Source organism: Fodinicola feengrottensis (genome assembly GCF_039530045.1).
GTDB lineage: Bacteria > Actinomycetota > Actinomycetes > Mycobacteriales > HKI-0501 > Fodinicola > Fodinicola feengrottensis.
Map to the genome: position 1 here is coordinate 56,493 of NZ_BAAANY010000042.1, position 12,078 is coordinate 68,570.

Annotated in this window: 9 protein-coding genes; 3 read left to right on the plus strand and 6 right to left on the minus strand. The window is 68.3% G+C overall.

Translation table 11 applies throughout. From position 1 onward, the window contains the following. Window positions 1-25: 25 nt before the first annotated feature. The gene (locus tag ABD301_RS38520; RefSeq protein WP_279580269.1) at window positions 26-1,150 is read right to left on the minus strand and encodes a substrate-binding domain-containing protein; all 1,125 of its coding nucleotides are present in this window, start codon (window positions 1,148-1,150) and stop codon (window positions 26-28) included. Window positions 1,151-1,399: 249 nt separating this feature from the next. On the opposite strand from ABD301_RS38520, the gene ABD301_RS38525 reads away from it, so the two are divergent. After that, window positions 1,400-2,611, plus strand: coding sequence for an ROK family transcriptional regulator (locus ABD301_RS38525; protein ID WP_344315009.1), 1,212 nt, complete (start codon window positions 1,400-1,402; stop codon window positions 2,609-2,611). A gap of 26 nt (window positions 2,612-2,637) precedes the next feature. Here ABD301_RS38525 and ABD301_RS38530 read toward each other — a convergent pair whose 3' ends face one another. Both ABD301_RS38530 and ABD301_RS38535 read right to left on the minus strand, forming a co-directional pair. Further along, a complete protein-coding gene (locus ABD301_RS38530) occupies window positions 2,638-3,933 on the minus strand; it encodes a class I SAM-dependent RNA methyltransferase (RefSeq protein WP_344315010.1) in 1,296 nt (431 codons plus the stop codon). Continuing rightward, window positions 3,930-5,978 carry an APC family permease gene (locus tag ABD301_RS38535; protein WP_344315011.1) on the minus strand — a complete coding sequence of 683 codons (2,049 nt, stop codon included), beginning with the start codon at window positions 5,976-5,978 and terminating at the stop codon, window positions 3,930-3,932. Before ABD301_RS38535 ends, ABD301_RS38530 begins: the two co-directional genes overlap by 4 nt. 158 nt (window positions 5,979-6,136) lie before the next feature. Between ABD301_RS38535 and ABD301_RS38540 the strand changes: the two genes are divergently transcribed. Further along, window positions 6,137-6,802 carry a potassium channel family protein gene (locus ABD301_RS38540; protein WP_163568368.1) on the plus strand — a complete coding sequence of 222 codons (666 nt, stop codon included), beginning with the start codon at window positions 6,137-6,139 and terminating at the stop codon, window positions 6,800-6,802. Beyond that, entirely contained in the window at window positions 6,802-7,470 is a 669-nt protein-coding gene (locus ABD301_RS38545) for a potassium channel family protein (RefSeq protein WP_344315012.1), read from the plus strand. Before ABD301_RS38540 ends, ABD301_RS38545 begins: the two co-directional genes overlap by 1 nt. Before the next feature lie 804 nt (window positions 7,471-8,274). Here ABD301_RS38545 and ABD301_RS38550 read toward each other — a convergent pair. From ABD301_RS38550 to ABD301_RS38560, 3 genes are read right to left on the minus strand one after another with little or no spacing between them, the layout of a single operon-like run. Continuing rightward, the gene (locus tag ABD301_RS38550) at window positions 8,275-9,027 is read right to left on the minus strand and encodes a DUF3159 domain-containing protein (RefSeq protein WP_344315013.1); all 753 of its coding nucleotides are present in this window, start codon (window positions 9,025-9,027) and stop codon (window positions 8,275-8,277) included. Further along, window positions 9,024-9,395, minus strand: a complete 372-nt coding sequence (locus ABD301_RS38555; protein ID WP_344315014.1) for an OB-fold nucleic acid binding domain-containing protein — start codon at window positions 9,393-9,395, stop codon at window positions 9,024-9,026. Before ABD301_RS38555 ends, ABD301_RS38550 begins: the two co-directional genes overlap by 4 nt. A 52-nt stretch (window positions 9,396-9,447) precedes the next feature. Further along, window positions 9,448-11,979, minus strand: coding sequence for a sensor histidine kinase (locus tag ABD301_RS38560; protein WP_344315015.1), 2,532 nt, complete (start codon window positions 11,977-11,979; stop codon window positions 9,448-9,450). Window positions 11,980-12,078: the final 99 nt, after the last annotated feature.

Sequence of the window (12,078 nt, forward strand, 5' to 3'; positions counted from 1 at the left end):
CCGGCAGCCGCCGCCGCGTCACCGATCAGGAGAGTCCGGCCGCCTTGCAGGCTGCCGCGTACTGGGCAGTGCAGATGTCCGCGACAGTCCAGTAACCGTCCTTGATGACGGTGTCCTTGATGTTGTCCTTGGTCACCGTCACAGCCGGCACGATCACCGCTGGTACGCCCTTGGCGCTGCCACTGTCGACCGTGCTGGTCGCGCCGTCGTACTTCTTGCCGGTCGCCAGCGCGACCGCGAAGCCGGCGGCCGCCTCGGCCTGCGGCTTGATCGACTTGTAAATCGTGGCGTACTGGTCACCGGTGATGATCCGCTGCAGGCCGGCCACCTCGGCGTCCTGGCCGGTCACCGGTGGAACCGGGGTCGCACCGGCCGCCTTCAGCGCGGCGATGGCGCCACCGGCGGTGCCGTCGTTCGCCGCGTAGATGCCGATGATCTTCTTCGCGCCGAGCGCGGTGATGGCGCCCTGCGCCTCGGTCTGCGCCTGGTCGGGGCTCCAGTCCGGGGTGTCGTACTCCTTGCCGATGGTCACCTTGCCGTCCAGGACGGAGTGCATGCCCTTCTTGAACAGGGCCGCGTTCGGGTCGTCCGGCGAGCCGTTGATGACGACCACCGGGCCGCGCTTGGGGTCACCGCCCTTGGAGATGGCCGTGAGGAAGGCGGTGCCCTGGAGCTCACCGATCTTCTCGTTGTCGAACGAGGCGTACGCGCCAATCGGGCCCTCGGCGAGGCGGTCGTACGCGACCACCGGGACACCCTGCGACTTGGCCTTGGTGACCGAGCCGGCGATGGACTTGTAGTTCACCGAGTCCAGGATGAGCACCTTGTCACCGTTGGCGAGCGCGGTGTCCACCTGCTGCTGTTGGGTGCTGGCCTGCTGGTTCGCGTTCAGGTAGTCGATCGTGCACTTGGGGCAGAGCTTCTTCACGTCCGCCTCGATGAACGGGCGGTCGAACTTCTCGTAACGGGCGGTCTTCGACTCCGGAAGCAGCAGGCCGATCTTGAATCCCGCGTCCACGCTGGCCGCACCGCCAGAGCTGTTTCCCCCGCCGGCCTGCGGTGCCTGGCCGCATCCGGCGGCGGCGACGAGCGCCGCCACGGCGACGACGGCGAGTGCCGACCGTACGCCGATAAGCCTAGTGATCCTCACGTTTCAAACCCCTCTTCCAGCGGGCCACTGTTGTGCGCGACACGCACGACCCCGATCGGCATGACCTTGGCCCCGCCACACGGTTGTGTCAACAGATCGACGAAAGTGCATTTTCGTGTCGCCCGATTTACGGTGACTGGATCGAATCAGAAACCTACCCGCAATACGAACGACATCGATTTCCGCCTCTACAAGGCGCCGTTAGTGAAACTATTGACATAACTGCACGGGTCACCCAGGATCGCCGCTATGCCCTCGGCAGACCGTCCCCTCACCCGGTTGACCGGAAACCAAGCCCGCATCGCGCAGACGTTGCGAGTGCTTGGTCCGTCGACGCGGGCGGAACTGATCAACGCCACCGGGCTGTCCCGCGCCACCGTCTCGGCAGTGGTCGGCGAACTTACCGCATCGGGCCTGGTGATCGAACCGGGTGGTACGGCCCCGGCCGGCCCGTCCGGCGGCCGGCCAGCCGCGGTCGTCCAACTGGACCGATCCGCTGGCTTGGTCGTCGGCGTCGACGTCGGCCGCAGTCACCTGCGCATCGCCGTCGCGGACCTGGCCCACACCATCGTCGCCGAGGCCGCCGAACGTACCGTCCCCGGCGAGGAAAGCGACGCCGCCGCGGTCCTGGAAAGAGCCGCCGCCGCCATCGAGCGCCTGCTGCTGAGCTGCGGACACACCCTCGGGGACGTGATTGGCGTCGGCTTTGGCCTGCCCGCCCCGGTGGTCAACCCGGCCGGCCAGATCGGCTCGCCGAACATCTTCCCCGGGTGGGCCGGCCTCACTCCCACCCACGAACTCGGCGCCCGCCTGGGCGTACCGGTATGCGTGGAAAACGACGCCAACCTCGGCGCTCTTTCGGAGTCCTTGTGGGGAGCCGGCCGCGGCCACCAGGCGGTCGTCTATGTCAAGCTGGGCACCGGAATCGGCGCCGGCATCGTCTTCGACGGGCAGCTTTTCCGTGGCGTGACGGGAACAGCCGGCGAAATCGGCCACCTCAGCCTGGACACCAACGGCGACATCTGCCGCTGCGGCAACCGCGGCTGCCTGGAACTGGTGGCCAGCGGCGCCGCCCTCGTCACCGCCCTGCACCCCACCCGCCCGGACGTCACCGACCTGACCGACCTCGTACGCCTCGCCATCGACGACGACGCGGCCTGCCGCCGCCTCCTCGCTGACGCCGGCGGCCACGTCGGCGTCGCCCTTGGCGGCATCGTCAACCTGATCAACCCCGACCGCGTGCTAATCGGTGGCGAGCTGGGCCGGGCCGGGGCTTTGTTGTTGGACCCCCTGACCGCTTCTTTGCAGCGCTCCGCGGTGCCCGCAGCAGTGGCCGCCCTGTCAGTGGGCCCCGGAATTCTCGGCGAACGCGCCGAAGTTCTGGGTGCCCTGGCCCTCGTCCTGCGCGAACCAGAACGCTTGGTTTCCCCCGAAACCCCGGACATCCAAGCCGCCGGTTAGGTCAGCTCACCCTGCGGAGCCTTGCGCTAGCTGGGTCGAAACGCAGCCACGCATTCGATGTGATGGGTCATCGGGAACGCGTCAAAAACTCGCAGCGAGGTTAGTTCGTAGCCGTTGCCGGCAAGAACCCGGGTATCGCGGGCCAGCGCGGCCGGATCGCAGGCCACGTAACAGATAACCGGCGGATTCAGCGCGGTGAGCTGTCGGCAGACCGTGGCGCCAGCGCCGGTACGGGGCGGGTCAAGCACCACCGCGTCCAGCTTGTCGATCTTGTTTTTACGCAACCACCCGCCAACACCGCCGGTCGACACCACAACGGCTGGTACGTCGCGCAAATTGCGCCGAGCGTTGTCGGCCGCTGGCCGGTCCGACTCGACGGCGAAGACCTTTCCGTACCGGCCGACCTGGACACCCAGCGCGCCAGCGAAAAGACCGACACCGCAGTAAAGATCGAGCGCGGTCTGGCCCGGCCGCGGGTCGACCTCGGCGATGACCGCGTCCGACAGTGCGGTCGCAGCGGCCGGGTGGACCTGCCAGAAGCCGTCGGCGTGCACCAACCAGCGGCGCCCGGCGGCGTCCTCGCGTACGCGATTATGGCCCCGCCGGGAGGCAGCCGGGTGAGCGCCGCCGTCGAGTACGGCGACTTCTTCCGGCCATCTCGCCGGGTCCGCGCGTACCTTCGCGTGCGGTCGTACGACCACCGCCCGGTCGCCGGCCGACGAGGCGACCACGTCGACGCCGGCCAGGCCCGGGTGCGTCCGGCCGAGCACGTCGATGGCGCGGACCGCGTCGGTGGCGATCAGGCAGTCATCAATCGGCAGCACCTTGCCGGAGCGGTGCGGATGAAAACCAGCGCGGCCCTCATCGTCGACGGCGTAGCGCATCCGGGTCCGCCAGCCCAGCGGCCCACCGGGCAGTGCCTCGGCCGACGCGTCCTCGGTCAGGCCGAGTTTGTCCAGCTGCCCGATCGAAAGACCGCCAAGTCGAAGCAGCTGTTCGCGTACGACGGTCGCTTTGCCACGCCGGACCGCGGCCGGCTCGGCATGCTGCCAGTCGCAGCCGCCGCAGCCGCCGGCGCCGGAGAACCGGCAGGGTGGCCGCACCCGGTCGGGCGACGGCGTGAGGATCTCGACGGCCTCCGCCAGCGCGAACGCCTTGCCATTGTCGGACGTGATCCGGGCCCGTACGCGCTCTCCCGGCAGGCTGTGCCGGACGAAAATGACCCGGCCGTCGTGCCTGGCCACGCAGTGGCCGCCATGCGCGATCGGGCCGACGTCCAGCTCCATCGTGGTACCGACCGGAAGTGCTTTTGTCGCCGTCATTGACCGCTCTCGTCCGATTTCTGGCCGGAGCCGGCCTTGTCCGCTTTCGGCCGACCGCCGGCTGGGCCGGTCACCAGCCCGCGCCGGACGCCGGCCACGATCCGGTCCCGGCGGTCCAGGTTGGCCCGCTCGGACGAATGCAGCTGCCACGGCACGCTGGTGACCATGATGCCCGGCTCGAACAGCAGCCGACCTTTCAGGCGCAGCGCGCTCTGGTTGTGGAGCAGGTTCTCCCACCAGTGACCGACCACGTACTCCGGAATGAACACGGTGATCACGTCTCGCGGCGACTCCCGGCGAATTCCCTTCACATACTGCAAAATCGGCTGGGTGATCTCGCGGTACGGCGAGTCGACCACGACCAGCGGGATCGGGATATCGCGTTTTTCCCATTCCGCCTGCAAAGCACGAGTGTCGGCGTCGTCGACATTCACGGTGACCGCGTTCAGCGTGTCCGGCCGGGTGGCGCGCGCGTAAGCCAGTGCCCGTACGGACGGTTGGTGCAGCTTGGAAAGCAGCACGATCGCGTGGTTGCGGGACGGCAGCACCGGCCGTTGCTCCTCGGCCGCGAGTTCCCGCGCCACCGAGTCGTAATGCCGGCGGATGCCCAGCATCAGCACGTAAATCACCACCATCGCGGCGATCGCGATCCACGCACCCTCACCGAACTTGGTGATCAGGACAACGACCAGCACCGAGCCGGTCATCAGGAAACCGAAGGAGTTGATCACCCGCGACCGGTACATCCGGCGGCGTACCGCCTTGTCCCGCTCGGTTTTCAGATGCCGTGTCCAGTGCCGCACCATGCCCATCTGGCTGAGCGTGAACGACACAAAAACTCCGACGATGTAGAGGTGAATCAATGCGCTCGGATCAGCTTTGAAGGCCACCAGCAGCACGATCGCGAAGACCGCGAGGAAAAGGATGCCGTTGCTGAAGGCCAGCCGGTCGCCGCGGGTATGCAGCTGCCGTGGCAGGTAACGGTCCTGGGCGAGAATCGAGCCGAGCACCGGAAAACCGTTGAAAGCGGTGTTCGCGGCGAGTACGAGGATCAACGCCGTCACCGCGGTCACGATGTAGAAACCCACCGGGAAACCGGAAAACACCGCTTCCGCAAGCTGCGCCATCACGGTCTTCTGCACGTAGCCGGCTGGCGCGCCGAGCAGCTGACTGACGTGGTCGACATACTTGAGGCCGGTCAGCTGCGCCAACGCGAGCGTACCCAGCATCATCGCCACCGCCAGCAGACCCAGCATCAGCAGAGTGGTCGCCGCGTTCTTGCTCTTGGGTTTCTGAAAGGCCGGCACGCCGTTGCTGATCGCCTCGACACCGGTCAGCGCCGCACAGCCGGACGAGAAACTCCTGAGCAGCAGGAAAACGAACGCGATCCCGATGAAGGACTGGGAGCCGACCAGCTTGAAGTTGGCGCTCGCGGTCTGGACGTGGTCGCCCAGCGCGAAAATCCGGAAGAGCCCGAAAAGCACCATGCCCAGGATCGCCACCATGAAGGCGTAGGTGGGGATGGCGAAAGCGATGCCGGACTCGCGCAGGCCGCGCAGGTTCATCGCAGTCAGCAGCACGACCACCACCACCGACGTGATGACTTCCCGGCCCTGCAGGAAAGGCAGCGCGGAGGCGATGTTCTGGATGCCGGACGCGACCGAGACGGCGACCGTGAGCACGTAGTCGACCATCAGGGCGCTGGCGACCACCAGGCCGTACCGGTCGCCGAGGTTGGTGGTCGCTACCTCGTAGTCGCCACCGCCGCTCGGATAGGCGTGCACGTTCTGCCGGTACGAGGCGACCACGGTGAGCAGCACCACGACGACCGCGACGCCGACCCACGGCGACAGGGCGTACGTGGCGAGGCCAGCGGTGGACAGGGTGGCCAGGATCTCTCCTGGCGCGTACGCCACCGACGACATCGCGTCGGAGGCGAACACTGGCAGCGCGATCCGTTTCGGCAACAGGGTCTCGGAGAGCCTGTCACTGCGGAACGGTCGCCCCAGCAGCAAACGTTTGACCAGCGACGTCGGTTGGGACACGCGACGAGGGTACGGCAGCCACGTCCGGTTCCCAGGCACGGCACCCCCGACGTGTAGCGTCTGCCGATAGCGGGAACTGGGAAGGTGGGCCTCTACGTTCCGCACAGGTAAGCAGAAGTTGTCGGCCGGCTCACATCGTCCATCCGGAGAGGCGCGCGTTGCACATCGTGATCATGGGGTGCGGCCGGGTCGGCTCCACCCTCGCACACGGGCTGGAGGCCCGCGGTCACTCCGTGTCGGTGATCGATCAGAACCCGGACGCGTTCCGCCGGCTCAAGCCGGAGTTCGCCGGGCAGACCGTGGCCGGCACCGGATTCGAACAGGAGACCCTGCTGGAAGCCGGGATCGAGCGCGCCGACGCGTTCGCGGCGGTCTCCAGCGGTGACAACTCCAACATCATCTCGGCCCGGGTGGCCCGCGAGACCTTCGGCGTACAGACCGTGGTGGCGCGGATCTACGACCCCAAGCGCGCCGCCGTGTACGAGCGCCTCGGCATCCCGACGGTGGCCACCGTCCGGTGGACGTCGGACCGGATGCTGCGCGCCCTGGACCCGGACGGCACCGCCGAGGTGTGGCGGGAGCCGACCGGGGTGGTGGTGCTGGCCGAGGTGGTCCTGCACCGCGGCTGGGTGGCGCACAAGGTCAAGCAACTGGAGGCCGAGACCGGTGCCCGGGTGGCCTACCTCTGGCGCTTTGGGCTGGGCATGTTGCCGACGCCGACGACCGTCTTCCAGGACGGCGACCAGGTGTTCATGATGGTCACTGACGACATCGTCGACCGCGTCACCACGACCGCGGCGGCGGCACCGGAGGAGCGGGACTGATGCGAGTCGCCATTGCCGGGGCCGGCAACGTCGGGCGCTCGATCGCGCGCGAGCTGATCGAGCACGGCCACAGTGTGATGCTCATCGAACGCGACTCGGCGGCCCTCAAGTCCAAGCTGGTGCCCAAGGCCGACTGGCTGCTCGCGGACGCCTGCGAGCTGGCCAGCCTGGAGGAGGCCGGCATCGCCAGCTGCGACGTGATGGTCGCGGCCACCGGCGACGACAAGGTCAACCTGGTGGTGTCGCTGCTGGCCAAGACCGAGTTCGCGGTCGAACGTACGGTCGCGAGGGTCAACCGGGCCGAGAACGAGTGGCTCTTCACCGAGCAGTGGGGCGTCGACGTACCGGTCAGCAAGCCCCGCCTGATGGCCGCCCTCGTCGAGGAAGCCGTCACCGTCGGCGAGCTCGTCCGGCTGATGACCTTTCGCCGCGGCCAGGCCAACCTCGTCGAGATCACCCTCGCCAAAGACTCCCAGCTGGTCGGCCGCCCGCTGCGCGACACGCCGCTGCCGGTCGACACCGCGCTGGTCGCGATCCTGCGCGGCGGGCGGGTCATCGTCCCCACCGGCGACGACCCACTGGAGGGCGGCGACGAGCTGGTCTTCCTGTGCACGACGGACCACGAGGAGGAGCTCCAGCAGGTCGTCGCCGGCGACTTCAAAGTCTGACCAACCTTCGCATGCTGCGTTTGAGTTGCCTGGCACGGGGCACTTTGAGGCGGATGGTACGAGCGATGACACACTTGGCGACCGCCGGCTCTTGAGGTAGGCCCTGGTCAACGAGACGGACTGCGGGGTAGTGAGTGGCCCTTGAGGCAACGGCCCCGCAAGCCACGTCGTCGAATCCGGTCCCGCTCAAGGGCCCGCGGACCCTTGAGCCAGCGTCTCGCTCGTACCGATGACTGTTGGGCGACTGACCGGCGCGGTCGACGTTTGGGCTGGTTGACGGGCGGCTATTGCCGGACAAGTGCATTAGTCAAAAGCAGTGCCTGTCGCGGGACAAGCGCGCTAGTCAAAAGCGGTGTACACGAGGGTGTGGATGCCCCGGACTACCAGGCACGGGGAAACCCCACCCCGACACCAAAGGGCAGTGTCGGGGTGGGGTTTTCCCGTGCCTACTGCCGATGGCCCCCGATATTTCTGGCGCCTTCGGCGCGGGCGCCGTCGACTACGGCTACGAGAGTCGGTCTTAGGACCCTGCAAAACCCGCAGGGTCCTAAGACCGACGCCCCTGCCGGAGGGGCGACAATCGGCCTGACGGCCGATGCGCCGAACGGGGCTGGGACCCGTCGAAGGTGGCCAACTTGACAGTGAAGGTGACGGTCCCGCACGGGGTTAGGTGCACGGGGCTGGGACCAACGAAGGTGGCCAACTTGATAGTAAAAAGTTACGGTCCCGCACGGGGTTAGGTGCACGGGGTTGGTGCCGTCGAAGGTGGCCGCGCTGATGTGGAAGTTCGGCCGTTAGGGACGGCTAGCTGGCGGGATCCTGGTCGGGGTCGGACGTGACGGTTTGGCGGGCGTTGGAGCGTTGGACGCACCAGGCGGTGACGGCGATCAGGAGCACGATCGGTGGGGTGCCGAGGATGATGCGGGCGATCCCGAGCTCGGTGGCCGAGAAACCGGCCAGATACATCCAGGCCTGGACGGTGACCTTGGCGATCCACACCACTGCCCACAGGACCGTCAGCCACGAGAACATCCGGAAGAGCCGGCGTTCCTTACGCCATTCGGTGCCGATATTGCCGAAGAACGCCCACACGGCGCCGACCAGCGGCCGGCGGAAGAGCAGCGAGCCGGCGATAACCACCGCGTACGCGTAGCTGATCAGGATGCCGGGCAGATAGAAGTCCACCGCCTTGCCGGTCTTCGCCGCGTAGATGGCCGCGACCGCGATACCGAACAGTCCGTTGATGGCCTGCCGGGGAGACTGCTTGCGGATCAGCCGGAAGGCGCCGATCACCAGCGACGACGCGACCGCGGCAATCAGCGCCGGGTAGAGCGAGGTGAAGGTGTTGACAGCCACGAAAACGATGACCGGGATCGCGCTCTCGGCGATCCCCGTCCAGCCGCCGACCTGGCGGGCGACCTCGCGACGGAACTCCCCGGTGCTGAAATACTCCTTGATGGAGATGTCGTCCAAGTTCGGCTTGCCGCCGGACTCGTCCGTGGCCGGGACAGCTTCGGACTCGGTGGGCTTCTCCAGCCGCGACTCGCCTGGGGTCACTTGCTTGCCGGCTCCAGCTCATACTCGGGGTTGTAGATCACCTTGCGTTCGTCCCGGACGGCCAGCCGGCCGGTCGCGCGGACCGCCCGGCCCGGCTCGATGCCGACGATGCTGCGCCGTCCGATCCAGACCAGCAACACCGTGCCAGAGCCGTCGAAGAGCTCGGCTTCCAGGGTCGGCAGGTTGCTGCGCGGACAATACTGCACCGACCGCAGCCGACCGGAAACGGTCACCGGCTTGCCCCGCGAACACTTGCCCACCGGCGTCGCGCCGGTCTGCTCGCAGGTTCGCTGCAGATCCTCGGCCTCCAGCTCCTCCTCAGGCGCAGTCAGCCGTCTGAGCAGGCCTTTCAACCCTTGACCGGCCATCGCCAATCCCGTCCCAAGCTGGCGCCGATGCCACGCACATCAGCTGATCCCCTCAGGGTACGACGACATCGACATTTTGGGAGCAGGCAGGAAGAGCGATGACCATCGTCACCCCGCCGCCGGGCGTGTCCTCCGGGGTGAGGGTGCCGCCCATCGCCTCGGTGAAGCCGCGCGCGACGGCGAGGCCGAGACCCACGCCCGTACCGGTGTCCCGGTCCCCCAGCCGCTGGAAGGGCGCGAAGACCCGCTCCCGGTCACCAGGGCGGATGCCCGGCCCGCGGTCGGCGACCCGCAGCTCGACCTGGTCCAGGTGGGCGCTCGCGGACACTGTCACCGGCCCGGCAGGCGCATGTCGTACGGCGTTGGAGACGACGTTCGCGACGACCCGCTCCAGGAGTCCGGGATCGGCCAGTACCGGCGGCAGCGTGTCGGCCACGTCGATCTGGATCCGGGCGAGCTCAGCCGGCTCCAGGCCGCGCAGCGCCGGCCGGAGCACCTCCTCGTAACCGACCGGCTGGGACATCGGCGCGACCGTGCCGGTGTGCAGCCGACTCATGTCCAGCAGGTTCGCGACCAGCGCCATCAGCTGGTCGGCGGACTCGTCCACGGCGGCCAGCAACTCGGCGGTGTCGGCCTCGTCAAGGTGGATGTCCTCGGCCCGCAGGCCCGAGATGGCTGCCTTGATCGAGGCCAGCGGCGTACGCAGGTCATGGCTGACGGCGGCGAGCAGTGCCGTGCGCATCTTGTTCGCTTCGGCCAGCCGCTCCGCCTCGGCCGCCTGCCGGAGCAGCCGGGCCCGCTGCAACGCGACCGCGGCCTGCTCGGCGAAGGACACCAGCACCCGTCGGTCGGCGGCGGCCAGCGCGTGGCCGCGCATCAGCAGCCGGATGTCGTCGGTGATCGGTACGTCCTCGTCCGCGTCCGCGCCCTTCTCGCACGGCCGCGGCCCGGCGAAACCGGCCACCTGCCACTGCGAGCGGTCGTCCCGGTCGCGTTCCAACATCGTCACCGAGCTGAGCGCGAAGGCCTCCCGGATCTGCTCCAGCAGGCTCGGGACGCCGCGGTTGCCGGCCAGTACGCTCCGGGACAGCGACGCCAGCATGGCCGTCTCGGCCCGCCCACGGGCCGCCTGGGTGGCCCGGCGGGCGGACCGGTCCACCACCGTCGCGACGGCGACCGCGACCGCGACATATACCAGCAGCGCCACCACGTTGTTGCGTTCGGAGATAGTGAAAGTGCCCAGCGGCGGTACGAAGAACCAGTTCACGATCAGCCCGCCGACCACCGCGGCCAGCAGTGCCGGGTAGAGCCCGCCGATGATCGCCACCAGCACCACCAGCATCAGGTAGAGCAGCAGCACACTGGCCGTACTGATCTCACCGCCAATCGCCAGCATCGCCAACGTCAGCGCCGGCAGGCCGATCGCGGCCACCAGCAGCGCGGCCACCCGGCGGCGCCAGTTCAGCCCGCCAGTCAGCCTGGGCAGCCGTCGCCGCCAGGCGCCGCCGGACTCGGCATGGGTGACCATGTGTACGTCGATGTCGCCGGAATCGGCGATCACCGCGGCCCCGATGCCCTCGGCGAACGCTCTCGCGACCCGCGAGCGCCGGCTCGTACCCATCACCAACTGGGTCGCGTTCACGCCACGGGCGAAGTCCAGCAGGGCGGCTGGTACGTCGTCGCCGACCACCGTGTGGAAGCTGCCGCCGACGCCCTCCACCAGCTCCCGCTGGCGGCGCAGCTTGACCGGCGAGGCGCCGGTCAGCCCGTCGCTGCGCAGCACGTGCACCGCGAGCACCTCGCCGCCGGCCGAGCGGGCCGCGATCCTGGCTGCCCGGCGGATCAGCGTCTCGCCCTCGGAGCCACCGGTCAGAGCCACCACGATCCGCTCCCGGGCCTCCCAGATCCGCCGGATCTCGTGGTCCGACTTGTAGCGGTTCATGCCCTCGTCGACCCGATCCGCTACCCACAGCAGCGCCAGCTCGCGCAGAGCGGTCAGGTTGCCAACCCGGAAGTAGTTCGACAGCGCCGCGTCCACCCGCTCGGCCGGGTAGATGTTCCCGTGCGCCATCCGTTTACGCAGCGCGTCGGGGTCCATGTCGACCAGCTCGATCTGGTCGGCTCGGCGTACCACCTCGTCCGGCACGGTCTCGCGCTGCGGTACGCCGGTGATCTGTTCGACAACGTCGTTGAGGCTTTCCAGGTGCTGGACGTTGACCGTCGACAGCACCTCGATGCCAGCATCCAGCAGCTCTTCGACATCCTGCCAGCGCTTTTCGTTGCGCATGCCGGGAATGTTGGTGTGCGCGAGCTCGTCGACGATCGCCACCTGCGGGTGCCGGGCCAGGATCGCGTCCACGTCCATCTCGGCGAAAGTGCCGCCCTTGTAGTGCACGTCCCGGCGCGGGAGGACCTCGAGACCGGCCAGCCGCTGCTCGGTCAGCTTGCGGCCGTGCGTCTCGCAGAACCCGACCACCACGTCGGTGCCGCGCTCCAGCCGCCGCTGGGCCTCACCCAACATCGCGTACGTCTTACCCACCCCGGGTGCGGCCCCCAGGTAGATCCGCAACAAACCGCGTGCCATGCCAACAGTGTGCCCGTACGGGCGCGATTCGCGCGCGAGCGTCGTCACAGCCGGCGTCAAGGAGATGTCAACGGCCTCTTACGCCGGGTAATGTCCGCA